General features: G+C 67.4%; 21 protein-coding genes. 10 read left to right on the top strand and 11 right to left on the bottom strand.

What is annotated here, in order from left to right; all coding sequences use genetic code 11:
* The 6 genes from D893_RS09340 to rpmE all read right to left on the bottom strand — a co-directional run bounded on the left by D893_RS09340 (nucleotide 1) and on the right by rpmE (nucleotide 5,065).
* Nucleotides 1–666 (bottom strand): DUF1007 family protein, encoded by a 666-nt coding sequence (locus D893_RS09340; protein ID WP_024329233.1) that lies wholly within the window; start codon nucleotides 664–666, stop codon nucleotides 1–3.
* The gene (locus tag D893_RS09335) at nucleotides 663–1,607 is read right to left on the bottom strand and encodes a 5'-3' exonuclease H3TH domain-containing protein (protein WP_110619636.1); all 945 of its coding nucleotides are present in this window, start codon (nucleotides 1,605–1,607) and stop codon (nucleotides 663–665) included. The genes D893_RS09340 and D893_RS09335 overlap by 4 nt, the downstream gene beginning before the upstream one ends.
* The gene (mdh, locus tag D893_RS09330; protein ID WP_018869104.1) at nucleotides 1,591–2,514 is read right to left on the bottom strand and encodes a malate dehydrogenase; all 924 of its coding nucleotides are present in this window, start codon (nucleotides 2,512–2,514) and stop codon (nucleotides 1,591–1,593) included. The genes D893_RS09335 and mdh overlap by 17 nt, the downstream gene beginning before the upstream one ends.
* A 25-nt stretch (nucleotides 2,515–2,539) precedes the next feature.
* Nucleotides 2,540–3,760 carry a malic enzyme-like NAD(P)-binding protein gene (locus D893_RS09325; protein ID WP_018947063.1) on the bottom strand — a complete coding sequence of 407 codons (1,221 nt, stop codon included), beginning with the start codon at nucleotides 3,758–3,760 and terminating at the stop codon, nucleotides 2,540–2,542.
* Between the two features lie 32 nt (nucleotides 3,761–3,792).
* Nucleotides 3,793–4,650 (bottom strand): M48 family metallopeptidase, encoded by an 858-nt coding sequence (locus D893_RS09320; protein WP_024329235.1) that lies wholly within the window; start codon nucleotides 4,648–4,650, stop codon nucleotides 3,793–3,795.
* A gap of 211 nt (nucleotides 4,651–4,861) precedes the next feature.
* Nucleotides 4,862–5,065: a 50S ribosomal protein L31 gene (gene rpmE, locus D893_RS09315; protein ID WP_018869107.1), complete on the bottom strand. Its 204-nt coding sequence runs from the start codon at nucleotides 5,063–5,065 to the stop codon at nucleotides 4,862–4,864.
* A 359-nt stretch (nucleotides 5,066–5,424) separates the two neighbouring features.
* On the opposite strand from rpmE, the gene rimO reads away from it, so the two are divergent.
* Nucleotides 5,425–6,780 (top strand): 30S ribosomal protein S12 methylthiotransferase RimO, encoded by a 1,356-nt coding sequence (gene rimO, locus D893_RS09310; protein WP_210434092.1) that lies wholly within the window; start codon nucleotides 5,425–5,427, stop codon nucleotides 6,778–6,780.
* 15 nt (nucleotides 6,781–6,795) lie between these two features.
* On the opposite strand, the gene D893_RS09305 is transcribed toward rimO, so the two are convergent.
* From D893_RS09305 to purH, 3 genes are read right to left on the bottom strand one after another with little or no spacing between them, the layout of a single operon-like run.
* The gene (locus tag D893_RS09305; protein ID WP_110619634.1) at nucleotides 6,796–9,285 is read right to left on the bottom strand and encodes a glycogen/starch/alpha-glucan phosphorylase; all 2,490 of its coding nucleotides are present in this window, start codon (nucleotides 9,283–9,285) and stop codon (nucleotides 6,796–6,798) included.
* Nucleotides 9,286–9,340: 55 nt separating this feature from the next.
* On the bottom strand, nucleotides 9,341–10,630 hold the full coding sequence (gene purD, locus D893_RS09300) for a phosphoribosylamine--glycine ligase (RefSeq protein WP_024329238.1): 1,290 nt from the start codon (nucleotides 10,628–10,630) through the stop codon (nucleotides 9,341–9,343).
* A 37-nt stretch (nucleotides 10,631–10,667) separates the two neighbouring features.
* Nucleotides 10,668–12,233 carry a bifunctional phosphoribosylaminoimidazolecarboxamide formyltransferase/IMP cyclohydrolase gene (gene purH, locus D893_RS09295; RefSeq protein WP_024329239.1) on the bottom strand — a complete coding sequence of 522 codons (1,566 nt, stop codon included), beginning with the start codon at nucleotides 12,231–12,233 and terminating at the stop codon, nucleotides 10,668–10,670.
* Nucleotides 12,234–12,722: 489 nt separating this feature from the next.
* Here purH and D893_RS09290 point away from each other — a divergent pair, with 489 nt between their 5' ends.
* Both D893_RS09290 and D893_RS09285 read left to right on the top strand, forming a co-directional pair.
* A complete protein-coding gene (locus D893_RS09290; protein ID WP_018947057.1) occupies nucleotides 12,723–13,541 on the top strand; it encodes a class I SAM-dependent methyltransferase in 819 nt (272 codons plus the stop codon).
* Nucleotides 13,538–14,383 (top strand): methyltransferase domain-containing protein, encoded by an 846-nt coding sequence (locus tag D893_RS09285; protein ID WP_018947056.1) that lies wholly within the window; start codon nucleotides 13,538–13,540, stop codon nucleotides 14,381–14,383. Before D893_RS09290 ends, D893_RS09285 begins: the two co-directional genes overlap by 4 nt.
* On the opposite strand, the gene D893_RS09280 is transcribed toward D893_RS09285, so the two are convergent.
* Nucleotides 14,380–15,156 carry an arginyltransferase gene (locus D893_RS09280; RefSeq protein WP_110619633.1) on the bottom strand — a complete coding sequence of 259 codons (777 nt, stop codon included), beginning with the start codon at nucleotides 15,154–15,156 and terminating at the stop codon, nucleotides 14,380–14,382. The genes D893_RS09285 and D893_RS09280 overlap by 4 nt on opposite strands.
* 134 nt (nucleotides 15,157–15,290) lie before the next feature.
* Here D893_RS09280 and metH point away from each other — a divergent pair, with 134 nt between their 5' ends.
* The 3 genes from metH to D893_RS09265 all read left to right on the top strand — a co-directional run bounded on the left by metH (nucleotide 15,291) and on the right by D893_RS09265 (nucleotide 22,260).
* Nucleotides 15,291–19,082 (top strand): methionine synthase, encoded by a 3,792-nt coding sequence (gene metH, locus D893_RS09275; protein WP_026288984.1) that lies wholly within the window; start codon nucleotides 15,291–15,293, stop codon nucleotides 19,080–19,082.
* Between the two features lie 174 nt (nucleotides 19,083–19,256).
* Nucleotides 19,257–20,807, top strand: a complete 1,551-nt coding sequence (locus tag D893_RS09270) for a bifunctional GNAT family N-acetyltransferase/carbon-nitrogen hydrolase family protein (protein ID WP_018947053.1) — start codon at nucleotides 19,257–19,259, stop codon at nucleotides 20,805–20,807.
* A gap of 157 nt (nucleotides 20,808–20,964) precedes the next feature.
* Nucleotides 20,965–22,260 carry a response regulator gene (locus D893_RS09265; RefSeq protein ID WP_110619632.1) on the top strand — a complete coding sequence of 432 codons (1,296 nt, stop codon included), beginning with the start codon at nucleotides 20,965–20,967 and terminating at the stop codon, nucleotides 22,258–22,260.
* 36 nt (nucleotides 22,261–22,296) lie between these two features.
* On the opposite strand, the gene D893_RS09260 is transcribed toward D893_RS09265, so the two are convergent.
* Nucleotides 22,297–23,094 (bottom strand): dienelactone hydrolase family protein, encoded by a 798-nt coding sequence (locus tag D893_RS09260; protein ID WP_018947051.1) that lies wholly within the window; start codon nucleotides 23,092–23,094, stop codon nucleotides 22,297–22,299.
* 156 nt (nucleotides 23,095–23,250) lie between these two features.
* Between D893_RS09260 and D893_RS09255 the strand changes: the two genes are divergently transcribed.
* The 4 genes from D893_RS09255 (at nucleotide 23,251) to D893_RS09240 (ending at nucleotide 26,408) form a co-directional block, all read left to right on the top strand.
* Complete coding sequence (locus D893_RS09255) at nucleotides 23,251–24,144, top strand: HDOD domain-containing protein (RefSeq protein WP_018947050.1); 894 nt, start codon at nucleotides 23,251–23,253, stop codon at nucleotides 24,142–24,144.
* Between the two features lie 117 nt (nucleotides 24,145–24,261).
* Entirely contained in the window at nucleotides 24,262–24,846 is a 585-nt protein-coding gene (locus tag D893_RS09250; protein WP_281623685.1) for a Slp family lipoprotein, read from the top strand.
* A gap of 47 nt (nucleotides 24,847–24,893) precedes the next feature.
* Entirely contained in the window at nucleotides 24,894–25,379 is a 486-nt protein-coding gene (locus D893_RS09245; protein WP_018947048.1) for a Slp/YeaY family lipoprotein, read from the top strand.
* A 30-nt stretch (nucleotides 25,380–25,409) separates the two neighbouring features.
* Complete coding sequence (locus D893_RS09240; protein WP_018947047.1) at nucleotides 25,410–26,408, top strand: zinc-binding dehydrogenase; 999 nt, start codon at nucleotides 25,410–25,412, stop codon at nucleotides 26,406–26,408.
* Nucleotides 26,409–26,422: the final 14 nt, after the last annotated feature.

The following is a 26,422-nucleotide window of genomic DNA, read 5'->3' as shown; positions in this document are numbered from 1 at the left end:
TCAGTCGCAGCGCAGGGTCACCCGGTCGGCGAAATGGCGCCCGAGGTTCTCCTCGGGCTCCGCGCCATAGTCCAGGGCCATGGCGCGGGCGACCATCGCCGGGTCGGGCCGTGGCCGGTCGACCTCGACTTCGCATTCCGGTGCCCCGCGCACCTGCGGAGGGCGTTCGTCAGGGTGCAGGATCTCGATGAAATAGGTGGGATCAAAGACGCGGTAAGCCACCGGCGTCCGCGCCGGGTCGGGCGCACCCTCGAGCGCCAGGGTGAAGCGGTATTCCAGGGTGTCTCCGTCCTTTTCCATCCGCGCCTCGCCCTCCGGCCGCACCTCGATCGCGTGGCCTTCGGCCTCGAAGTGCGTGTACCAGTCGTATTCCTCCAGATTGTCGAGGATCTCGCGCGCCAGCGCGTTCAGGCGCTCGACGTCGCTGTCGCCCTCCTGGTGGGCCAGGGCGTCTTCGTGGAGGTATTCGGAGTACATCGGGTCGAATTGCCACAGGTGATGCATGCGCACCAGCTGGCCGGTGGCGTCGCGCTCGAAATCGACCTCGAGATCGATCCAGGCGTGCGGATGGGCGGCTGCGGTGCCGGGCAGGCCGGCCGTCGCGGCCAGCAGCAGGAATGCGGCAAGGCGCGTCGCCAGGCGCGGTTGAATGCGGACCGGGTTCATGCCGGGATGGCCTCCGGGGTCGGGGCGGCCACATGCAGCAGCCGCTCGTGGTAGTCGGGGTGCACGCCGAGGTCATGCAGCCGGGCGTGTATGTCACTGACCGGTCCGCGCGGCTGCAGTTCGGCGGGCAGATCGGAACCCCGGGGGAGTCCCGGGAGGTCGTTCACCAGACCGGTCAGCCGGCGCGACAGACGCAGGCGTTCGGGATCGGCGGCGATCGCCTGCGCGAGGGCGGTGGCGCGGCGCAGGTTGCAGCGGCGAACCGCGTCGGGATCGGCAAGTACGCTTTCCAGGTCGCCCAGGCGGCGCAGGATGCGGGCCGCTCCGCGGGGGCCCAGGCCGTGGATCCCCGGGATGTTGTCGCTGCGGTCGCCGGCCAGCGCCAGCAGGTCGGCCACCTGGTCGGGGCGCACGCGCAGGCGCTTCTCGAGGGCCCGGCGATCCATGGGCCGGCCGCGTTCCGGGTCGTGCAGGTGGTCCCGGTCGCCGAGGATGGTCTGTGCCAGATCCTTGTCGGCGCTCATCACCGCGACCGGCAGCCCCGCCGTGCGCGCGTTGCGGGCCAGGGTGGCGATCAGATCGTCGGCCTCGTATTCGGGGTGTGAGAAGCGGGCCAGCCCGAGGGCGTCCAGCAGCTCGCCGATCCGCTCGAACTGAGCCCGCAGTTCGGGGGGTGCCGGCGGACGATGGGCCTTGTACCCGGGGTCGAGGCGGTGGCGGAAACCGCGCCGCAGCGAGGTGTCGAAACAGAAGCCCAGCGGCCCCGGGGCACGCCGTGGCAACCACTGGCACAGGGAGTGGACGAAGCCGTGCAGCGCACCGCCGGGCCGGCCCTGCGGGTCGGGGTCGAGGCCGCGCGCGAACCAGGCACGGAACACGAAGATGCTGGTGTCCACGACCGTGCAGGTCGGGCACGGGGCGGGGTCACTGCAGGCGTTCAAGATCCTTCCGGATGCCGGCGATGGAACGCTCGAGATCCGCCTGTTCGTCGGCCTGGAGATCCAGTTCCACGATGCGTTCCATGCCCCCCTGGCCGAGGATGCAGGGGACGCCGGTGGCGACATCGCGCTGGCCGTATTCGCCGTCCAGCAGCGCGACCGTGGGCAGGACCCGGCGCCGGTCGAGGGCGATCGCCTCGACCATCTCGGCGATCGCCGCGGCCGGGGCCGCATAGGCGCTGGAGGTCTGCTTGAGGGCGAGGATCTCGGCGCCGCCGTGGCGGGTGCGCTCGACGATGGAGTCGAGGGTTTCGCGGTCGAGGAACCGGTCCAGCGGGATGCCGTTGACATGCGAGTAGCGCAGCAGCGGGACCATGGCATCGCCATGCCCGCCCAGCACCAAGGCCTGGATGTCGTGCACCGACAGGCCGGTCTCCAGCGCGATGAAGGCGGCCATGCGCGAGGTGTCCAGCACGCCCGCCTGGCCCATGATCCGGTCGCGGCTCCAGCCGGTCTGCTGCGCCGCGCGCCAGGTGAGCACGTCCACCGGATTGGAGACCACCAGCAGGCGACTGTCGGGGGCGTGGCGCCGGACCTGGTCGAGGATTTCGTCGAGGATCGCGACGTTCTTGTCGAGGACATCGGAGCGCGACATGCCCGGCTTGCGTGGCAGCCCGGCGGTGATGATCACCAGTTCCGCACCGGCGATGACGTCCGCCTCGTGGGAACCGGTCAGGCGGGTGTCGAAGCCCAGCAGGGGCGCGGTCTCCTGGATATCCAGTGCGGCCCCGGCGGCGGTCCCTTCATGGACATCCAGCAGCGCGATCTCGCGGGCGAGGTCACGGCGGGCAAGGAACTGCGCGGTGGATTCCCCCACCCGCCCGGCTCCGACGATGGCGATCTTCTGCATGGCCTGCGCTCCTCGGACTGTGTGTTCAGGTTCGCGCCACGCCGCTGTCGCGGGCCGCCCGGGCCACCGCCTCCGGGATGGTCTCGATCAGGCGCGGATCGAACGGCGTGGGCAGGATGTAGTCCGGTCCGAACTCCAGGTGGTCGCGGCCGTAGGCGTCCAGCACGCTCTGCGGCACCGGTTCGCGCGCCAGGTCGGCGATCGCGTGGGTGGCCGCGACCAGCATGGCGTCGTTGATGCGCCGGGCGCGCACGTCCAGCGCCCCGCGGAAGATGAACGGGAATCCGAGCACGTTGTTGACCTGGTTGGGGTAGTCGGAGCGGCCGGTCGCCATGATCAGGTCGTCCCGGGTCTCGCGGGCCAGGTCCGGCTGGATCTCCGGGTCCGGATTGGACAGGGCGAAGATCACCGGGTTCGGCGCCATGCTCCGCAGCATGTCCGGGGTCAGGATGTCCGGGCCGGACAGCCCGATGAACACGTCCGCGTCGCGGCAGGCGTCCTCCAGCGTGCGGTCCTCGGTGTCCACCGCGAAGATCTGCTTGTGTTCATTGAGGTCTTCACGGTGGCTGTGGATCACGCCATTGCGGTCGACCATGTGGATGAGGTGCTTGCTCGCACCCAGGCGCACCAGCAGCTGCATGGATGCGATGCCGGCAGCTCCCGCGCCCACGCAGACGATCCGGGCGTCGGCCAGGTTCTTGCCCTGGATGGACAGGGCGTTGAGCAGGCCGGCGGCGGTGATGATGGCCGTGCCGTGCTGGTCATCGTGGAACACCGGGATGTCCAGGCGTTCGCTCAGGCGGCGTTCGATCTCGAAACAGTGCGGCGCCGCGATGTCCTCGAGGTTGATGCCGCCGAAGCCGCCGGCGATGCGCGCCACGGTATTGATGAAGTCCTCGGGCTGGGCGGCGTCGACCTCGATGTCGAACACGTCGACCCCGGCGAAGGTCTTGAACAGCACGCCCTTGCCCTCCATCACTGGTTTGGAAGCCAGCGCGCCGGTGTTGCCCAGGCCGAGAACCGCGGTGCCGTCGGTGATCACGGCCACCAGGTTGCCCTTGCCGGTATAGCGGTAGACCTCGTCGGGGTTGTCGGCGATGGCGCGCACCGGGGCCGCCACGCCGGGCGAATACGCCAGCGACAGGTCGTCCTGCGTGGCGGTGGGCTTGGTGACGTGGATGGCCAGTTTCCCGGCCGGTTCGCGGGCGTGGTAGTCGAGGGCGCGCTGGTTGAAATCGTCGGACATGATTGCGAACGGGCCTTGTGCGGGCGGTGGGTTCAGTTGACCGGGTGGGTCGGCAGATCATTGCGGTCGCGGGCTGCCTCGTACAGCGGTCGTACCTCGTCGGCCAGCCGGGCGAGCTCGCGCTGGCGCCCTTCCGGCGCCGGGTGGGTGCTGAGGAACACCGGGTGGCGGCTGTCGCCGGACTGCTCGGCCATCTTGCGCCACAGCGCCGGGGCGGCGTCGGGGTCGTAGCCGGCGCGGGCCGCCAGTTCGATGCCGATCTCGTCGGCTTCGGTTTCCATGCGCCGGCTGTGGGGCAGCTGCACCGCCAGCACCGCGCCCAGCGCGGCGCCGGTCAGCGCCAGCTCGGAGCGGTCGCCGGTGATGGCGAAGCCGGTGACCGCCAGATTGGAGGCCATCGCCACCGACATCTTCTCGGCGCTGTGGGCGGACAGGGCATGGCCGATCTCGTGGCCGATGATCTGCGCCAGTTCGTCGTCGGTCAGTTCCAGCTGTTCGATGATGCCCGAGTAGATCGCCATCTTGCCGCCGGCCATGGCGAACGCGTTCAGGGTGTCCGGCGCCTCGATGACCGCGATCTCCCAGTCCCAGTCCGCGGTTTCGGGGCGGTACTCGATGGCCTGTGCCACGACCCGGCCGGTGATGCCGTGGACCCGTTCGGTCATCTCGGGATCGGTGTTGATCCGCCCCTCCTCGCGCGCGCCGGACAGCATTTCGACGTAGGCCTCGCGCGAGGCGTCGATCGCCTGGTTTTCGGAGACCAGCATTAGCTGGGAGCGCCCGGTCACCGGGTTGGTGGTGCAGGCGGGCAGGCCCAGGGCCATGCCCAGCACGGCGATCAGGGCCAGTACCGGCAGACGCCGGCGCAGCGGACGGAACAGCGAGTTCATGCGTGACCAGTTCATGCGGTTTCTGCCTGCAGGACCCGCGGGGTCGCGGGATAATGACACCCCTTCAGCATACACCCTGCGGGCCGCGGAGCGGAGCCCGCACGCAAACGAGGGCACCCCGAAGGATGCCCTCGCCGGATCGGCCACGCCGGCGGGGCCGATGGGCCGCCGCCTGCCTGCGGGGCCGCGTGATGCGACCTCGCGCGGGACTTCAGAACGCGAAGCGGCGCTTGAACTTGTCCACCTGGCCGGCGGTGTCGACGATCTTCTGCTTGCCGGTGTAGAACGGATGGCACTGCGAGCAGACGTCCAGGTGCATCTCGTCCTGACCCAGGGTGGAACGGGTCGTGAACTTCGTGCCACAGGTGCAGATCACGTTGACTTCGCGGTATTGGGGATGGATCTCGGCTTTCATGGTCGACTCACGCGTGTTCGGGCGAAAAGTGCGCTAGCATAGCCGCCTCCTGTGGCCGGGCGCAAGTCGACGGCGGTCTTCGCGGCAGGCGGCCGCCGGTCCGGCCAGGTCGTTGTCCTGCGGGGCGTTGTGCCGGGGCGCGCGAGTTTTCCCCGAAACCTGTGGAAAACTTTGTGGACGAACTGTCACTGGATGGCGCCAGCGGCTTGCTGTGGCGCAGGGCCTTGAGTTGGTCAAGTTTTGTTCATTGTTGGTATGTTCCTGAAAATAAAGAATACTTTTTGTGTCAATGGGGCCGGGCCTGGCGCTGACCGGGGTCGGGGCCGGCGTGAAAGGGCGGGAGTCGCGTTGTGAATAACATGTCCGCATTGTCAAGCGCAGTGCCGCAGGTCGGCTTTGTCAGCCTTGGCTGCCCCAAGGCGCTGGTCGATTCCGAGCGCATCCTGACCCGGCTGCGTGCCGAGGGCTACGGGATCGTCGGGGACTACACCGGCGCCGACCTGGTGGTGGTCAACACCTGCGGGTTCATCGACGAGGCGGTGGAAGAATCGCTGGGGGCGATCGGCGAGGCCCTGGCGGAGAACGGGCAGGTGATCGTGACCGGCTGCCTGGGCAAGGATGCCGAGACCATCCATGAGCGCCACCCGGACGTGCTGGCGGTGACCGGGCCGCACGCCTACGAGGACGTGGTCACGGCGGTGCACGAGCACCTGCCGCCGCCGGCGGGCACCTTCGAGACCCTTGTGCCGCCGGAGGGCATTCGTCTGACCCCGCGCCACTACGCCTATCTGAAGATCTCCGAGGGCTGCAACCACCGCTGCAGCTTCTGCATCATCCCCGGCCTGCGCGGCGATCTGGTCAGCCGCCCGATCGGCGAGGTGCTGGCGGAGGCCGAGCGCCTGGCCGAGGCCGGGGTGCGCGAGATCCTGGTGATCTCGCAGGACACCTCGGCCTTCGGGGTCGACGTGAAATACCGTACCGGCTTTCATGGCGGGCGCCCGATCCGCTCGGATATCGCGCACCTCGCCGAGGCCCTGGGGCGGCTGGGGATCTGGGTGCGGCTGCACTACGTCTATCCCTATCCGCATGTGGACCGGCTGATCCCGCTGATGGGGTCCGGCGAGGAGGGCGGGCTGCTGCCCTATCTGGACATGCCGCTGCAGCACGGCCACCCGCGGGTGCTCAAGGCCATGCGTCGTCCGGCCGCGGCGGAGAAGGTGCTGGAACGGATCGCCGACTGGCGTACGCGACGTCCCGATCTGACGCTGCGTTCGACGTTCATCGTGGGCTTCCCCGGAGAGACCGAGGCCGAGTTCGAGACCCTGCTGGACTTCCTGCGCGAGGCGCAGCTCGACCGCGTCGGGGCCTTTGCCTATTCGCCGGTGGACGGGGCCGAGGCCAATGCCCTGCCGGACCCGGTCCCGGAGGCGGTGCGCGAGGAGCGTCTGGCGCGGTTCATGGAGGTGCAGGCGCAGATCAGTGCCGAGCGCCTGCGCCAGCGGGTGGGCACGCAGCCGGTGGTGCTGGTCGACGGCACCGATGAACACGGCGTCGTGGTCGCGCGTTCGGCCGCAGAGGCGCCGGAGATCGACGGGGTGATCCGTGTGCCGGATGCCGATCCCGACTCGGTGGAGGCGGGGGACTTCATCGAAGTGCGGGTCACCGCCGCCCGCGAGCACGACCTGATCGCCGAGGTCGCCGACCCGGACGAGTGATCGGGTCGGCCCCGATCAGTCGCCGTTGCGGCCCGGGGTTACGGGCTCCGGTTTCACGTCCCAGATCTTCTCCGCGTAGTCGCGCACCGTGCGGTCAATGGAGAAGAAGCCCATGCGCGCGATGTTGGTGAGCGCCGCGGCGTTCCAGCATTCCGGCTGCGCATACAGCGTGTCGGCCCGTTCACATGCCTCGCGGTAGGCGGGGTAGTCGGCGAGCACGAAGAACGGATCCTCGTGACGCAGATAATGTCCCAACTCCCCATGGGTGGCGCTGTCGTCACAGGTGAAATAGCCCTGCTCGATCATCTCCACCGCGCGGCTCAGCGCGGGCCGGCCGGCGAGCATCGCCTCGGGCATCTCGCCGCGGGCGCGGTGCGCAACCACCTCGGATTCGGTCATGCCGAAGATGAAGATGTTTTCTTCACCCACCGCATCGCGGATCTCGATGTTGGCACCGTCCAGCGTGCCGATCGTCAGGGCGCCGTTCAGGGCCAGTTTCATGTTGCCGGTGCCCGAGGCCTCGAAGCCCGCGGTGGAGATCTGCTCCGAGAGGTCCGCCGCGGGGATGATTACGGTCGCGGCGCTGACCTCGTAGTTGGGGATGAACACGCACTTCAGGCGGTCGCCCACCTGCGGGTCGTGGTTGATGACGTCCGCGACCTCGTTGATGACCTGGATGATGTCCTTGGCGCGCTGGTAGCCGGGGGCCGCCTTGCCGCCGAAGATCACCACCCGCGGGGGGACGTTCTCGCCGTCGCGGATGCGGTTGTACAGCTCGATGACGTGCAGCAGCTTGAGCAGCTGGCGCTTGTATTCGTGGATGCGCTTGATCTGCACATCAAAAAGCACGTCGGTGCGGATGCGGATGCCGGTGCGCTCGCGCACCAGCGCGGCCAGGCGCTCCTTGTTCTTGCGCTTGACCTGCTGAAACTTCTGTTGAAGCTCCGGATCCGCGACCCAGGGCTCCAGGGCGCGCAGGCGTTCAAGGTCGTACTGCCAGTCGTGACCGATCTTTTCACCGAGGAACTCGGTCAGCTCCGGATTGGCCTGGATCATCCACAGCCGGGGGGTGACGCCGTTGGTGACATTGACGAAGCGTTCCGGCCACAGCTGGTAGAAATCGGCGAACAGGGTCTGTTTCAGCAGCTCGGTATGCAGGACGGCGACGCCGTTGATCTGGTGTGAACCGACCACCGCCAGATGGGCCATGCGGACGTTGCGCCCGCCTTCCTCGTCGATCAGCGACAGCCGCTTGAGGCGTTCCTCGTCGCCGGGGAAGCGCCGGCGCACCATCTCGAGGAATTCGTGGTTGATGCGGTAGATGATCTGCATGTGCCGCGGCAGCACGCGGGTCATGAGGTCCACCGACCAGGTTTCCAGGGCCTCGGGCATCAGGGTGTGGTTGGTGTAGGCGAATACCTTGCGGCACAGCTCCCAGGCACGGGCCCAGTGCAGCTCATGGCGGTCCATCAGCAGGCGCATCATCTCCGCCACTGCGATCGCCGGGTGGGTGTCGTTCAGCTGGATCGCGACCTGGTGGGGCAGGTCGTCCAGGGTATAGCCCAGCTCCAGGTGGCGATCGAGGATGTCGTGCAGCGAGGCGGCGACAAAGAAGTATTCCTGCTTGAGTCGCAGTTCCTTGCCGATGGCGATGGCGTCGTTGGGGTAGAGCACCATGGAGATGCTCTCCGACTGGCTCTTGTCGGCCACCGCGCGGATGTAGTCGCCCTCGTTGAAATAGCGCAGATCGAAGTCGCGGGTGGCCTTGGCCCCCCACAGGCGCAGGTTGTTGACGTTGCGCCGGCCATAACCCGCGGTGGGGTAGTCATAGGCCATGGCCAGGATCTGTTCGCCGTCTTCCCAGGAGTAATGTACCGATCCGTCGCTCCGGTGGTGTTCTACTACCTCGCCGTAGAAGCGGATCGGGTATTTGCGTTCCGCGCGCGGGAACTCCCAGGGGTTGCCGTAGCGCAGCCAGTTGTCCGGGTGCTCGACCTGACGGTAGGGCTCGAACTGCTGGCGGAACATGCCGTATTCATAGCGGATGCCGTAGCCGAAGCCGGGATAGCCCTGGGTTGCCAGCGATTCGAGGATGCAGGCGGCCAGGCGCCCGAGGCCGCCGTTGCCCAGCGCGGCGTCATCCTCCCAGGCAACGATCTCGTCGTAGTCCTGTCCCAGCTGAGCGAGGGCCTCGCGGGTCTCGTCGAGGATGCCGGTGTTGCGCAGGTTGGCCTCCAGCATGCGCCCGATCAGGTACTCCATCGACAGGTAATAGACCCGCTTGACGTCTTCCGCGTCGAACTGGCGGCGGGTCAGCAGCCGGCGTTCGATCATGCGTTCGCGCACCGCGAACGAGGTGGCATCGAGCCAGTCGCGCTGGGTGGCCTGTTTCGGATCCTTTCCGACGAACCGCACCATGGCATCGCGGATGGACTGTTTCAGGCCCTCGGTATCGTGCGGGAGCGGGCTGAGCGGGGGGGCCGTCGTGTCGGCGCTGGTGGACATCTTTTTTCTCCGGGGGGTTGCGGCCGGACACGCCCGCCATCGACCCCGGCGCCGTTCAGGCGGGGCGGTCGATGGCGCGGTGTCCAATATCGGTACGGAAGTATATACCCTCGAAGCGGATTTCCCCGAGGGCGGTGTAGGTCTTTTTCTGCGCGTCGGCATAATCGGTCCCCAGACCAACCACGCACAGCACGCGGCCTCCGGCGGTGATGACCTGCCCATGGTCGTCGATGGTGGTGCCGGCATGGAACACGCGGGCGTCGGGAAGCGGCTCCACCGCCTCCAGGCCCTCGATCACATCGCCCTTGCGGTATGCGTCCGGGTAGCCCTCGGCGGCGGCGACCACGCCCAGCGCCACGCGCGGGTCCCAGCGGGCTTCCACCCGGTCGAGGCGGCCGTCCAGCGCGGCCTCGACCAGACCCGCCAGGTCGCTTTCCAGGCGCATCAGGATCGGCTGGGTCTCCGGGTCGCCAAAACGGCAGTTGAATTCCAGCACCTTCGGGTTGCCGTCGGCATCGACCATGATCCCGGCATACAGGAACCCGGTATAGGCCTCGCCGTCGGCGGCCATGCCGCGCACCACGGGTTCGATGACCTCGTGCAGGATGCGGTCGTGCAGGGTGTCGGTGACCACCGGGGCCGGCGAATAGGCACCCATGCCCCCGGTGTTGGGGCCACGGTCGCCGTCATCGCGCGCCTTGTGGTCCTGCGAGGAGGCCAGCGGCAGCACGTGCTCGCCGTCCACCATGCAGATGAAGCTGGCCTCCTCGCCCTGCAGGAATTCCTCGACGACCACCCGGTGCCCGGCCTCGCCGAAGGCATTGCCGGCCAGCATGTCGCGTACCGCGGCGCGCGCCTCGTCCGTGGTCTGCGCGAGGATCACGCCCTTGCCGGCGGCCAGGCCGTCGGCCTTCACCACGATGGGCGCGCCGTGGGTGTCGATGAACGCCAGCGCGGCGTCCTCGTCCTCGAAGCTGCCGTACGCCGCCGTGGGGATGCCGTGGCGCTGCATGAAATCCTTGGCGAAGGATTTCGATCCCTCCAGGCGCGCGGCGTCGGCGGTGGGACCGAAGATCGGCTGGCCGGCGGCGCGGAAGGCATCCACCACGCCCGCAACCAGCGGTGCCTCGGGCCCGACCACGGTGAAGGCGACATCCTCGTTCCGGGCCACGGCTAGCAGGCCGTCGATGTCGGTGGCGGCGCAGTCGACGTTCTCGCAGCCGGGTTCGCCGGCGGTGCCGGCATTGCCCGGCGCGACCAGCACCCGCGCGACCCGCGCGGACTGCGCCAGTTTCCAGGCGAGGGCGTGTTCGCGCCCGCCGCCGCCGATCACCAGTACGTTGATGGCCGTTTCGTTCATGAGCGTTCTCCTGCGGCCGCGATCAGTGGCGGAAGTGGCGCATGCCGGTGAAGACCATCGCGATGCCGTGCTCGTCGGCCGCGGCGATGACTTCTTCGTCGCGCATCGAGCCGCCCGGCTGGATCACCGCGGTGATGCCGGCGCTGGCGGCGGCATCGATGCCGTCGCGGAACGGGAAGAAGGCGTCCGAGGCCATCACCGAACCGGCCACCTGCAGACCCTCGTCGGCGGCCTTGATCCCGGCGATGCGCGCGGAATACACCCGGCTCATCTGGCCGGCGCCCACGCCGACGGTCTGCTGGTCGCGGGCATATACGATGGCGTTGGATTTTACGTACTTGCCCACCTGCCAGGCGAAGGCCAGGTCGCGGTTCTCCTGCTCGGTGGGTGCGCGCGCGGTGACGATCTTCAGGTCTGCGTCGGCCAGCGAGCCGCGGTCGGTGTCCTGCACCAGCAGTCCGCCCCCGATGCGCTTGTAGTCCAGCCCCGGGGCGGCGGGGGCGTCCGGGATCTCCAGCACGCGCACGTTCTTCTTCGCGCTCAGCGCGCGCAGGGCGCCGGGAGTGATCTCCGGCGCCATCACCACCTCGACGAACTGGCGACTGATGATGGCCTGCGCGGCGTCACCCTCCAGCGGGCGGTTGAACGCGATGATGCCGCCGAAGGCCGAGGTCGGGTCGGTCTGGAACGCGCGCTCGTAGCTCATCAGCTGGGACGGGGCGACCGCGACCCCGCAGGGATTGGCATGCTTGACGATCACGCAGGCCGCTTCGTCGAATTGGCGCACGCACTCCCAGGCGGCATCGGCATCCGCCAGGTTGTTGTAGGACAGCGACTTGCCCTGGTGCTGGCGGTAGCTGGCGAGGGCCCCCGGAGCCGGCTGCGGGTCGCGATAGAACGCCGCCCGCTGATGCGGGTTTTCGCCGTAGCGCAGGGATTCGACGCGCTCGAAAGTCGCGTTGAGCTGGCCCGGGAAGTCTTCCTGGTGACCGTCGTCATCCAGTGCCGACAGATAATTGCTGATCGCCGCATCGTAGCGGGCGACGTGATCGAACGCCGCCACGGCGAAGCGAAAGCGCAGCGGGGCCGGGATGCCGCCGTGTTCGTCCAGGGCGTCAATGATCGTGCGGTACTGGCCCGGGTCGGTCGCCACGGTCACGTCACGGTAGTTCTTGGCGGCCGCGCGCAGCATGGCCGGGCCGCCGATGTCGATGTTCTCGATCGCATCGTCCAGGGTGGTGTCGGGCCGGGCCACGGTGTTCTCGAAGGGGTACAGATTCACCACCAGAAGATCGATCGGAGGGATGTCATGGGTCTCCATCGCCCCGGCGTCCGTGTCCCGCCGGCCCAGCAGGCCGCCGTGCACCCGCGGATGCAGGGTCTTGACTCGTCCGTCCATGATCTCGGGGAAGCCGGTGTGTTCCGAGACCTCGGTCACCGGGATCCCGTGTTCGCTCAGCAGCCGCGCGGTACCACCGGTGGAGAGCAGTTCGACGCTGCGTTCATGGAGGTGGCGGGCGAGTTCCACCACGCCGGTTTTTTCGGAAACGGACAGCAGCGCGCGGCGCACGGGAGCCTGAGTAGTCATGGGACCTCGAAATCGCGTCAAAACGGCCATTATAGCGAAGGTGCCGGCCTTGTCGCGGCCGTTCGGGCGGGTGGGGTGCCGGACGGTGCGGCCGGTGGCGGGTTTGTAATTTGGGCGCAAAACCTTTAGCGTATAAAAACACTTTCGGACACAACGCCTGCGTTCCGACGCAACGCATGGCACCGTTTGCGATCCCCGAGCCAGGCGAGCGAAAGCCGCCAGACCACGGCTCGGCACCCGGGCAACCACCGAATCCTTCCGGGTGTCAGGAACCGCCGGCCAGGCCGGCGCCGGATGCTGGAAACAACGCATCCGTCTCGGGAGCCCGCGATGACGGGCCGCCCGTACCCGGTCCTCGCAGGAGAAGTTTCATGCCAGCGACCCGGGATGCGAGGTCGTTTTCGGTCATGCAGGTGTTGTAACCCGGTGCGTCCGCGGCCACGAGGGCTGCGGGTGCACTTCATTGCAGCAAAGCCAAGAGGAATCACCATGTCAGCGAACGTGAAGAACGATCAGGACTTCGGCGAGAAGCCGACGGAAACCCGCGATACCGACCATTACCTTGAGGAATACACCACGGGTTTTGTCGACAAGTGGGACGATCTGATCGACTGGGACAGCCGCGCCAAGAGCGAAGGCACGTTCTTCATCGAGGAACTGAAGAAGCGCGGCGCCAAGCGCGTGCTGGACGTCGCGGCCGGTACCGGCTTCCACTCGGTCCAGCTGATCGAGGCGGGCTTTGACGTGGTCACCGCCGACGGCAGCCCCGAGATGCTCGTCAAGGCCTTCGAGAACGGCCGTTCGCGCGGCCACATCCTGCGCACGGTGCAGGCTGACTGGCGCATGCTCAACCGCGACATCCACGGCCACTACGACGCCGTGGTCTGCCTCGGCAACTCGTTCACCCACCTGTTCAACGAGCACGACCGCCGCAAGGCCCTGGCCGAGTTCTATGCCGCGCTGCGCCACGACGGCGTGCTGATCCTCGACCAGCGCAACTACGACACCATCCTGGATCACGGCTACTCGTCCAAGCACACGTACTACTACTGCGGTGACAACGTGCAGGTGGAACCGGCCCACGTCGACGAAGGCCTGGCCCGTTTCCAGTACCGCTTCCCTGACGGTTCCGAGTACTTCCTGAACATGTTCCCGCTGCGCAAGGCCTACGTCCGCCGCCTGATGCGCGAGGTCGGTTTCCAGAAGATCGACACCTACGGGGACTTCCAGGAGACCTATCGCGAGGCCGACCCGGACTTCTTCATTCACGTCGCCGACAAGACCTATATCGAGGGCGAGGATCGATGAGCCAGGAGTATTCTGACGTCGTTGAAACGGCGCGCGACTATTACAACAGTGCGGACGCCGACACCTTCTACAAGATGGTGTGGGGCGGTGAAGACCTGCATATCGGCCTGTACGAGTACCAGGACGAGCCGATCGGTGATGCCAGCCGCCGTACCGTCGCCCACATGGCCGACCTGCTGGGCGAGCCGCAGCCGGAATGGCGCGTGATCGACATGGGCGCGGGCTATGGTGGCGTGGCCCGCTACCTGGTCGAGAACTACGGTTGTGACGTGACCGCGCTGAACCTCTCCGAGAAGGAGAACGAGCGCGATCGCGAGATCAACAAGGCGCGCAAGCTGGACCACAAGATCACCGTGGTCGACGGTTCCTTCGAGAAGGTGGACGAGCCGGACGCGACCTACGACGTGGTGTGGTCCGAGGATTCGTTCCTGCACAGCCCGAACGAGGACAAGTACAAGGTCATCCAGGAGGCGGCGCGGCTGCTCAAGCCGGGTGGCTGGCTGATCTTCACCGATCCGATGCAGACCGATGACTGCCCCGGGGGCGTGCTGGACCCGATCCTTGCGCGGATCCACCTCGATTCGCTGGCTTCCCCGTCCCTGTACCGCGATGCGGCGCAGAAGGCCGGGCTGCGCGAGATCGGTTTCGAGGAGCATTCCGGGCAGATCTCGACGCACTACGGTCGCGTGAAGCAGGAGCTGGAATCCCGCGAGGACGAGCTCAAGCGCTTCATCTCGCAGGACTACATGGACCGCATGAAGCAGGGCCTGCAGCACTGGGTCGACGGGGGCAACTCCGGGTACCTGACCTGGGGCATCTTCCGCTTCCGCAAGCCGGACTAAGAAGGCCCGTTATCGCGGGTCCCGCGGGCGTGCGTCGTCCGGGGCCCGCCCCGCCAGATTCCGCCCCGTCGACCCTCGGCGGGGCGGAAGCGTATCTTGTAGTCCATGCGGGGTGCGTTCGGGATCCAGTACCCGAGATAGACATGCGGCAGGCCCAGGTTCCGCGCATGCTCGATCTGGCACAGGATGCCGAACGTGCCCAGCGCACGGGCCGGAAGATCCGGCTCGTAGAAGGTATACATGGCCGACAGCCCCTGCGGCGTACGATCGGTGATGGCGACGCCGAGCAGTTGTCCGGCGCGGCGGAACTCCAGCAGCTCCACCGGGGCGCTGCGTTCCGTCAGCATGCCGGCGTATTCCTCGCGATTCATCTGCTCCATGCCGCCACCCGCGTGGCGGTTGCGCAGATAGCGCAGGAACAGCGGCATGTGTTCGTCCAGGTCGGCCTCGGTGCGACCGTCCCCCGCCCCCGGCGGGGCGCGATGTTCGATATCGAGGTCGGCGTTGGCGCGCAGGCAGCGGCGCTGGCTGCGGTTCGGCCGGAAGGTGGGCACCGGGATGCGCACCGGCACGCAGGCATCGCAGGCCGGGCAGTGGTGGCGATAGACAAAACGGCCGCTGCGGCGAAAGCCCTCGGCCAGCAGGGCCCCGAAGCCGGCGGCATCCAGCCGGGCCTCGGGGTCGACCAGCAGGGACTGCATCTCGCGCCCGTCCGTGATGTACGGACAGGGCTGCGGGGCGGTCAGATACCAGCGGATCGGGGATTCCTGCATTCCGCTATCGTGACAGCTCCGGCCCGGGGCGCCAATGCGTCCCGGGCCGTGACCCCGCCACCGGCGGGACATGACCGGAGTTCGATGCCCGGCATGCTAAAGTAATGACATTTGAAACCAATGGTGTACCGCACATGACGGCAACGCGACAAGATATCGAGAACGCCCTGAAAGAACGCATCCTGATCCTGGATGGCGGTATGGGCACGACCATCCAGCTGTACGAGCTGGGGGAAGCCGATTATCGCGGCGAGCGCTTCAAGGACTGGGAATCCGACCTGAAGGGCAACAACGACCTGCTCTCCCTGACCCGCCCGGACATCATCGAGCAGATCCACAATGATTACCTCGAGGCCGGCGCCGACATCATCGAGGCGAATACCTTCAACGGTACCCGCATCGCGATGGCGGACTACCACATGGAGGACCTGGTCCCCGAGCTGAACCGCGAATCCGCCAAGCTCGCGCGCAAGGCCGCCGACGCCTGGACCGAGAAGACCCCGGACAAGCCGCGTTTCGTTGCTGGCATCCTTGGCCCGACCAACCGTACGGCCTCGATCTCCCCGGACGTGAACGACCCGGGTGCGCGCAACGTCGATTTCGACACCCTGGTCGCTGCGTACAAGGAGGCCGCCGAGGCCCTGATCGAGGGCGGCGTCGACTTGCTGCTGATCGAGACGGTGTTCGACACCCTGAACGCCAAGGCCGCGATCTTCGCGGTCAAGACCCTGGAAGACGAGCTCGGGAAGGACCTCCCGATCATGATCTCCGGGACCATCACCGATGCCTCCGGGCGCACCCTGTCGGGCCAGACCACCGAGGCCTTCTGGAATTCGGTACGCCACGCGAACCCCGTGTCCATCGGCCTGAACTGCGCCCTGGGTGCGAAGGAAATGCGCCAGTACGTGGAAGAGCTGTCGCGCATCGCCGATACCCACGTCTCCGCGCACCCGAACGCCGGTCTGCCGAACGAATTCGGCGACTACGACGAGAGCCCGGAGCAGATGGCTGCGGATGTCGGCCCGTGGGCCGAACAGGGCATGCTGAACATCATCGGCGGCTGCTGTGGCACCCTGCCCGAGCACATCCGCGCCATGCGCGAGGCGGTCGAGAAATTCCCGCCGCGCAAGGTGCCGGAGGTTTCTCCGGCCTGCCGTCTGTCCGGTCTGGAGCCGTGCAACATCACCGACGACTCGCTGTTCGTGAACGTTGGCGAGCGCACCAACGTGACCGGCTCGCGCAAGTTCCTGCGCCTGATCCAGAACGAGGAATACGACGTCGCGCTGGAAGTCGCGCTGAACCAGGTCGAGGGCGGTGCCCAGATCATCGACGTCAACATGGACGAGGGCATGCTGGAGTCGCAAGATGCGATGGTCCGCTTCCTCAACCTGCTGGCCGGCGAGCCCGACATCGCTCGTGTGCCGGTGATGATCGACTCCTCCAAGTTCGAGATCATCGAGGCGGGCCTGAAGTGCGTGCAGGGCAAGCCGGTGGTCAACTCGATCTCCATGAAGGAGGGCGAGGAGAACTTCATCAAGCAGGCCGAGCTGTGCCGCCGCTACGGGGCCGCGATCGTGGTCATGGCCTTTGACGAGGACGGCCAGGCCGACAACGAGCAGCGCCGCGTCGAGATCTGCACCCGGGCCTACAAGCTGCTGACCGAGAAGGTCGGTTTCCCGGCCGAAGACATCATCTTCGACCCGAACATCTTCGCGGTCGCGACCGGTATCGAGGAGCACAACAACTACGGCGTGGACTTCATCGAGGCCACCCGTCGCATCAAGAATGATCTGCCGCACGCGCTGATCTCCGGCGGCGTGTCGAACGTGTCGTTCTCCTTCCGCGGCAACGAGCCGGTCCGCGAGGCGATCCACGCCGTGTTCCTGTACCACGCCATCAAGGCGGGTATGGACATGGGGATCGTTAACGCCGGTCAGCTGGCGGTGTACGACGACATCGACGAGAAGCTGAAGGAAGCGGTCGAGGACGTGGTCCTGAACCGTCGCGACGACGCGACCGACCGGCTGCTCGAGCTGTCCGAGGAATACAAGGGCCAGGGCGGCGGCAAGAAGGAAGAGAACCTCGAGTGGCGCGAGTGGGAAGTCAGCAAGCGCCTCGAGCACTCCCTGGTCAAGGGTATCGACACCTACGTGGTGGACGACACTGAAGAGGCCCGTCAGGCCTACGACCGCCCGATCCAGGTGATCGAAGGCCCGCTGATGGACGGCATGAACGTGGTCGGCGACCTGTTCGGCGAGGGCAAGATGTTCCTGCCGCAGGTGGTCAAGTCCGCGCGCGTGATGAAGAAGGCCGTGGCCCACCTGATCCCGTACATCGAGGCCGAGAAGACCGGTACCGAGAACAACGGCAAGATCCTGATGGCCACCGTGAAGGGCGACGTCCACGACATCGGCAAGAACATCGTCGGCGTGGTCCTGCAGTGCAACAACTTCGAGGTCATCGACATCGGCGTGATGCAGCCGGGTGCCGAGATCCTGAAGGCCGCCAAGGAGCATGATGTCGACGTCATCGGCCTGTCCGGCCTGATCACGCCCTCGCTGGAGGAGATGGCCAACTTCGCCGCCGATCTCGAGCGCGAGGGCATGACCACGCCGCTGATGATTGGCGGCGCGACCACCTCGCGCGCCCACACCGCGGTCAAGATCGAGCCGAACTACTCCGGCCCGGTGGTTTGGGTGAAGGACGCCTCGCGTGCCGTGGGTGTGGCCCAGAGCCTGATCAGCCCCGAACTGCGCGAGAACTACGCCGCCGAGATCCGCGAGGAATACGAGAAGCTGCGCGTGCAGAACGCCGGGCGCAAGAAGAAGGTCCAGTGGCTGTCGCTGGAGAAGGCGCGCGCCAACAAGCCGGAGATCGACTGGTCCGCCTACGCCCCGGCGAAGCCGAAGGCGCTGGAGACCGAGGACCTGCCGGGCGAGCCGACCGTGCTGCATCCGCACGGCGATGGCTCGGTGCTGCTGCGCTTCGATGACTTCGACCTGAACAAGGTCAAGGAGTATATCGACTGGACGCCGTTCTTCCATTCCTGGCAGCTGCATGCGGCCTATCCGCGCATCCTCGAAGACGAAAAGGTCGGCGAGGAGGCACGCAAGCTGTTCAAGGACGGCCAGGAGATGCTGCAGCGGATGATCGACGAGAAGTGGGTCACCTGCCGCGGCGTGGTCGGCTTCTTCCCGGCGAACAGCGTCGATCACGACGACATCGAGGTCTACACCGACGAGAACCGCAGCCAGGTGCTGAAGAAACTGCACCACCTGCGCCAGCAGACCGAGAAGCGTCGCGGTCAGCCCAGCCACTCGCTGGCGGACTTCGTCATGCCGAAGGAGGCCGGTGGCCCGGACTACATCGGTGCGTTTGCCGTCAGTGCCGGCGGTGACGTGGATGCGAAGGCCGAAGAATATGAAAAGGCCAACGACGACTACCACGCCATCCTTGTGAAGAGCCTGGCGGACCGCCTGGCCGAGGCCTTTGCCGAGTGCATGCACGAATACGTGCGCAAGTACTACTGGGGCTACGTCGCGGACGAGCAGCTCGAGAACGAGGACCTGATCGAAGAGAAGTATCAGGGCATCCGTCCGGCACCCGGTTACCCGGCCTGCCCCGAGCACACCGAGAAGGCCACGCTCTGGGAGCTGCTGCAGGCGGAGGAAAACGCCGACATGACGCTCACCGAGAGCTACGCCATGCTGCCGGTGTCGGCCGTCTCCGGCTGGTACTTCGCGCACCCGGAGTCGCGTTACTTCGGCCTCGGCAAGGTCAACCGCGACCAGGTCGAGGACTATGCGAAGCGCAAGGGCATGTCGTTCGAGGAGGCTGAGCGCTGGCTCGCGCCGAATATCGGCTACGACGACAGCGACGAGGCCAAGGCGGAAGCCGCGGCCGAGCGCGAGGCGCGCAGCGCGTAACCGCAGGGTCCGCCCTGCGACACGAAAAAGGCCCCGCCCCGTGCGGGGCCTTTTTCGTGGGTGGAATACCGTGGAAGACCTGTCCCGGTTTCCGCGCGTCGCCGGATGTTTGTATCCTGCAGGCATGACCCGGCGGGCGCCCGCGCCCGTCGCCCCATACCAACGGAGCCCCGCATGACCTCAGGTCAGGAAAGCGATTCCACCCAGCACGTCCTCACTCTGCGCCAGACCCGACTGGAGGACTACGACGACATCCGCGAAATCATGGAGCGGGTATACCAGGACCTGGACGGGGCCTGGAGCGAGGCGCAGTTCCGCTCCCAGGTGACGCGCTTTCCCGAAGGGCAGATCTGCATCGAGGACAACGGGAAGGTGGTGGCGGCGGCCATCAGCCTGATCGTCGAGTACAAGCGCTTCGGCGATCACCACAACTACTGGCAGATCACCGGCAACGGCTTTCTCACCACTCACGACCCGGACGGGGACACGCTCTACGGCGTGGACATCTTCGTGCACCCCGATTACCGCGGCCTGCGGCTGGGTCGGCGCCTGTACGACGCGCGCAAGGAGCTGTGCGAAAAGCTGAACCTGCGCGCAATCGTGGCCGGCGGACGCATCCCCGGATACGAGGCCCATCGTGAAGAGATGACGCCGCAGCAGTACGTGGAGAAGGTCAAGAACCACGAGGTCACCGATCCGATCCTGACCTTCCAGCTGGCGAACGACTTCCACGTGCGCAAGATCATCACGGACTACCTCCCGGACGACGAAAAGTCCGGGGCGTATGCCACGCTGATCGAATGGCTCAACATCTACTACGAGGAAAAGGAAAAGCTGATCGGCGGAAGCCGCTCGGACGTGCGCATCGGCGTGGTCCAGTGGCAGATGCGGCCTACCGCCGACCTCGATGCCCTGTTCCAGCAGGTCGAGTACTTCGTCGATGCGGTGTCGGGTTATCGGGCCGATTGCGTGCTGTTCCCGGAGTTCTTCAACGGACCGCTGATGGGGGCGTTCAACCAGGACTATCCGGCCGAGGCCGTGCGCCGGCTGGCGGAGTACACCGAGGACATCCGCGAGGAGATGGTGCGCCTGGCGCTGTCCTACAACATCAACATCGTCGCCGGGTCGATGCCCGAGTACCACGACGACGTGCTGCGCAACGTGTCCTACCTGTGCCGCCGCGACGGGACCTGGGACCGCCAGTACAAGCTGCACGTGACCCCCGACGAGATCGGCTACTGGGGCCTGCAGGGCGGTGAGGAGGTGCATGTCTTCGACACCGACTTCGGCAAGATCGGCATCCTCATCTGCTACGACGTGGAGTTTCCCGAACTTCCCCGTGTGATGGCCGATCATGGCCTGCAGATCCTGTTCGTCCCCTACTGGACCGATACCAAGAACGCCTACCTGCGCGTGCGTCGCTGCGCCCAGGCCCGGGCCATCGAGAACGAGTGCTACGTGGTCATGTCCGGTTCGGTGGGCAACCTGCCGCGGGTGGAGAACATGGACATGCAGTATTCGCAGGCTGCGGTGTTCACTCCGTCGGACTTTGCCTTCCCGCATGACGCGGTGGCGGCCGAGGCGACTCCCAACACGGAGATGACCCTGATCGTGGATCTCGACCTGGACAATCTCAAGGAACTGCGCAACCACGGTTCGGTGCGCAACCTGCGCGACCGCCGGCGGGACCTCTACGCAATCGACTGGAAATCCAGCCCCGTATAGTACGGCCTGGATCCAAAACGTGAAGGGCGTCCGGGGGTGTCCGCCCCGACGGGGTGGCTTTGTTCGGCGATCGTCCGTAATCTGAAGCATGGACAGGTCGATCGGTGCGTGCGCGCGGGAGGCCACGGAAAGGCATCGAGGCATTCAGGGGGTAACCATGGCGGAAGCAGTGACGAGCGAAACGCCCGGGGCCGGCGCCGGCAAAGGCGGGCCACGTACGGCCGTTCTGGTCGTGGATGACTCCAAGGTCATCCGCGTGGCCCTGCAGCGCATCCTCCGGGATACCCATACCGTGTACGAGGCCGCGGACGGGGAAGAGGCCTGGGCCCGGTTGCAGGAGCAGAACGACATCGGTCTGGTGCTGACTGACCTCTCCATGCCGAAGCTCGACGGGCAGGACCTCCTGATGCGCATCCGGGACGGCGCCGACGGCGTGCCGGCGGATCTGCCCGTGGGGATCGTTACGGGGCAGGAGAATGACGAACAGTCCGAGGAAGACTGGCGTTCCATGGGTGCGAACGCCGTGCTCAAGAAGCCGTTTGTCCCCGGACGGGTCCGCGAGGTCGTGGCCGAGCTTCTGCCCGAACACGCCGCACCCGATGAAGAGACCGAGGCCGAGCTGCGCCACCTGCGTGACGAGGTCGAGCGGCTGCGCCGGGAACTCATGCTGCGTCAGAGCTCCTCCGGCGACCGCGAGCTGCACAACGAACTGGAGCGGCTGCGCCAGGCCCTGGCGGAATCCCGCGATGATGCCACCGCGGCCTATCAGCGCGCCGACGAATATGAGGAAAAGAGCCGTTCGCTCGAGCAGGAACTGGAGGAGGCGCGTGAGCGCCTGAATCAGGCCAGCGAGGAGCTCGAACACGCGCATGAGGAGCAGGCGGACGAGGCCGCCGGGGCGGCGGCCGACGAGAGCCGCCAGCAGCGCGTGACCGAGCTGGAAGGCGAGGTGATCCGGCTGGAGCACGAGCTGGTCGAGCTGGAGCGCGAACGGGACAAGGCCCGGGAAGAGCGGGATGCGGCAAACAAGACCGCCGAGCGCTTGCGCAGGGAGCGCAATCAGCAGACCGAGCGCGCAGCGGCAGCCGAGACTGCACAGCACGAGCTGAAGACGCAGTGCTCCGATCAGGGGAGTACGCTGGGGCAGCTCCGCGCCAGCCTTGAACAGCGGGAACGCGAGCTGTCCGAGGCGGTGCACAAGAACAAATCCCTGCGCGCGCGCATCCGTGATCTGGAGCTGGAGCTCAACGGGGGGCCGAAGGCCGCGCCGGAGGCCGAGGGGCCTGCCTCGGAGCAGGGCGGGGAGACCGCGGCCGCGACCGGCTCCGGGAAAGCCAGCTTCGATCCCCCCAGCGATCGCCTGTGGTCGCGGCCATGGTTCCGCGGGGTGCTGGTGGCCGCGGTGCTGGCCGTGATCTTCCTGGGCGTACTGATCTACCTCCGGGGGTTCTGAGCCCCCCGGGAGGTTCGTGCAGCGCCCGCGTCGGGTCTACTTCAGGCGACGCTCCAGGGCCCCCAGCAGGTGCTGCCAGGAATCCCGGTCGGCGCGTTCGTCATAGCCCACCGGCATGTCGAAGCGCTCGGCGATGCTGTCGGCGTCGGGGTTGGTAAAGCTGTGCAGCACGCCACCGAAATCCACCAGGGTCCAGTCCGCGTCGGCGTTGTCCATCTCCTCGCGGAAGGCATCCACCTGTTCCTTCGGCACCATCGGGTCGGCCGCGCCATTGAAGACCAGGACTTCGGGCTTCAGGGTGTCGGCCGACGCCGGGTGCTCGGTGGCCAGTGCGCCATGGAAGCTTGCCACCACGGCCAGATCGGCTCCGGCGCGTGCTGCTTCCAGCGCCACCGTGCCGCCAAAGCAGTAGCCCACGGCCGCCACCGGCTGGTCCGCGGTCTGATCGTGGCCGCGCAGGTAGTCATGCGCTGCGCCGAAGCGCTCCAGCATCATGTCCCGGTTTTCGCGCACCTGCCCGGCGAATTCGCCGGCCTCGGACGGATGGTCCGCGGTGCGGCCGTCGCCGTACATGTCCAGCGAGAAGGCGGTGTAGCCTTCCGCGGCCAGCTGCTCGGCGCGGCTGCGGGCGTAGTCGTTGTGTCCCCACCATTCGTGGACCACCAGCACGCCCGGGCGCGGACCGTCGACCGACGGATCCCAGGCGATAAAGCCCTCGAAGGTCTGGCCGTCGTGCTCGTAGGTCACGGATTCGGTGTGCAGGTCGGCCAGCGCCAGGCCGGGGAACAGTGCGGCCAGCGCCACGGCGGCACTCAGGGTTCGCAGTGGTTGCATGGGGTGTCTCCTTGTCGAATCGCCGAATCGGCTTTTCGAGTATGGTCCCGCTCCGGAATGCGAACAAGAGCGCCCGTTCCGGGATGCGTCGGGGCAGCGCAGGGGCTAAGCTTGAGGAGCGGCGCGGAAGGGCAATGCCGCACGGGAGGAGATCCGATGAGCGACGAGACGGGCTTTGCAAGCCTTGAGGCCCGGGTGGAGGCGGCGGACCGGCTGCTGGCCATGCCGCAGGTGGTTTTCGAGGTCTCGCGGCTGCTGGACGACGACGAAAGCACCCAGCCGCAGATCGCTGCGGCGCTCGGGCGGGATCCCGGTCTGGTGGCCCATGTGCTGCGGCTGGCCAACAGCCCCGCCTATGCGCCGGCCCGTGGTGTGGATTCGATCGAGCGGGCGGTGGCGATGCTGGGGCGCGACGTCCTGCAGCGTCTGGTGGTGGCGAGTGCCGTGACGCGCTCCATGAACACCCTCCCCGAGCAGGAGCGTCTGCCGCTGGAGACCTTCTGGCGTCATTCGGCCTACTGCGCCGTCATCGCCCGGCAGCTGGCGCAGGAGGTGGCCCCGCGTGCGGCCGGCGTGGTCTTTCTGGCGGGATTGCTGCACGACCTGGGCAAGCTGCTGCTGTTCTCGCAGTCGCCCGAAGCGGCACACCGCGCCTTCCTGGCGAGCCTGGATACCGCGCAGGGCCCGTCGCCGCAGGCCGCCGAGCGCGAACAGATGGGCTTCGACCATGCCCGTCTGGGCGGGGCGCTGGCCGAGCGCTGGGGGCTGCCCGAGGCCCTGGTGGAGGGTATTGCCTGGCACCATGATCCGCTGTCCGCCAGCGATCGCCATCGACCCTCGGTGGCGCTGGTGCATCTGGCCAACACCGGCGCTCACCTCGCCGAGATCGATTCGCGCGACTGGGCCGATGCGCCGCCGCTGGAAGAACAGGCCTGGGCGATCGCCGGGGTCTCGCCGGAGATGCTGCTGCAGGCGGTGGAAGACGCCCAGCACGAGGTCCTGGCGGTGCAGGCCCTGTCCGATCCGGAGGTGGGTACGCCGGCCGGCTGATGGCCATGCGAGAACCCGGGCGGGGCGTCGGCGGTCTACCGGAATGACTGTGAGGAACTTGCCATGCCCCGTTGCTCCCGCGCTCGCTCTGTTCCCGGAATACCGTGTTCCAGCCGCATGGTCCGGTTGGCACTGCTGCTGATCGTCGGCCTCGGCGTGGCCGGCTGCGCCTCGGTGCCCGAACGGCTGGGGCCGCTTCCCGACCAGCGCCTGGATCTGGCCGCGGTGCGTGCCGATGTGGCTGCCGCCGAAGGTGCGCTCGTGGTCTGGGGCGGGGTGGTCGCAGAGGTCGAGAATACTGACGACGGGACCCGCCTGGAGATCGTCGCGCGCCCTCTGGGACGCGATGCGCGGCCGCGGGAAACCGATGTCTCCCCCGGGCGGTTTCGCGTGTGCGCGGACGACTTCCTCGAACCGCGAGACCATGCCCCGGGGCGCGAGGTGACCGTGCGCGGACGGATTGCGGGCAGCGAAGAAGGCCGCATTGGCGAGCATGCCTACGAGTTCGTGCGGCTGGAGGCCGAGGTCGTGCATCTCTGGGACCGACGTCCGTTTCCGCAGGACCGGCGGTACGATCCCTGGTACGACCCGTGGTATGACCCGTGGTACCACTCGGGCATGCCCCGCGGTTATTACGGGCCCGGCTGGCGTCACCCCCGTCCGCTGCATCACCATCCGTATCACGACGGGCACTTCCGGTGAATCCGATGTACGAATACAGATCCGGTAACCGTTGTTTGTCCCGTCGCGTGTCGGGCGTTGCGCGGGCTCTGCTGGCGGTCCTGCTGGCGCTGGTGCTCGCGGGTTGCGCGGCCACGCCGCTGGAGGCGCCGCGCCCCGCCGAACCGGTGGAGCCGCGCGCGGTTACCGCCGAGCGGCTGCCGCAGACCGACCAGATGTGGGGCGGCGTCATCGCCGAGGTCGACCACGGCCCCGAAACCACCGTGCTCGAGGTTCTGGCCTATCCGTTACGGGGGCAGGAGCCACGCACCGGGGCGGCCAGTCAGGGGCGTTTCCGGGTCGTGGTGGACGGCTTCCTCGATCCGGTGGATTATCGCCCCGGGCGCCGCGTGACGGCCACCGGGCCGGTCACCGCGGTGGAGACTGGCCGGATCGGCGAGGCGGAATATCGCTTCCCGGTGCTGGAAGCCCGGCAGCTGCACCTGTGGCCGGTGGGCGCGCCGTCCGCACCCGGCCGCGTGAACTTCGGCATCGGTATCGGGATCGGACTGTGACGTTTCCAATCGTTCTATTCAGGGAGTGACATGCAAGCCATTCTGTTCAACGAGCCCGGCTCCGCCGACGTTTTATACCTGGGCGAATGCCCCGATCCGGTGATCCGCGAACCCGACGAGGTGCGCGTGCGCCTGCTGGCGGCCGGCGTGAACCCGGTCGACACCAAGGTCCGTGCCGGTGGCATGCTGGTCGAGGGCGCGCCGCACAACACCCCCGGCTGCGACGGGGTGGGTGTTGTCGAGGCCTGCGGCGACGCGGTGAAGCACGTTCGCCCGGGGCAGCGCGTGGCGTTCTGTTTCGGTGGCACCGGCGCCGATCCGGGGACCTGTGCCGAACAGGCGCTGGTGCCCGAGGCTGCCCTGGTGCCCGTCCCCGACGGAGTCTCCGACGCCGAAGCGGCGGCCCTGCCGCTGGCCTGGATTACCGCCCGGGAAGCGCTGTTCGACCGTGGCGGGCTGCAGAAGGGCGACTATGTCCTGGTCCATGCGGCCAGTGGAGGAGTCGGACAGATGGCGGTCCAGCTGGCGCGGGCCGCCGGTGCCCGAGTGCTCGGGCTGGTGCGCAGCGATGCCGGTGTGGAGGTGATGCATGCCCTGGGGGCGGATCACGTGGACATCCGCAGTGACCGAGCCGCGACGGATATCGCCGCCTTCACTGACGGGCGTTATTTCGACCTGGTGCTGGATACCGTCGGCGGTGACACCTTCGTCGAGGGACTGGGGCAGATCCGCTTCGGCGGCCGCCTGGTGACCCTGCTGGCACCCCCCGACGGCATGGACTGGAACCCGGCGCGGCTGCAGAACGCGGCCATCCATCTGGAGCTGATGCTCACCCCGATGCTGCAGCGCAGCCGGACGGGGCTGGCGCGCCAGGCGAAGGTCGTGGCCGATGGCCTCGCGCGACTGGCCGCCGGTACTCTGGAGGTCAATGTCGAGGATGTCCTGCCGCTGGCGCAGACCGCGGAGGCGCACCGGCGGATCGAGGCCGGCGGGCGCCGGGGCAAGCTGGTGCTGCGTATCCCCGATTGAGGCGGGCCCGATTG

Origin of the sequence: Thioalkalivibrio sp. ALE21 (assembly GCF_003208255.1) — a bacterium.
GTDB classification, from domain to species: domain Bacteria; phylum Pseudomonadota; class Gammaproteobacteria; order Ectothiorhodospirales; family Ectothiorhodospiraceae; genus Thioalkalivibrio; species Thioalkalivibrio halophilus.
Note: the sequence above shows the minus strand (reverse complement) of the source record. Positions and strands in the feature narration are given on the sequence as shown.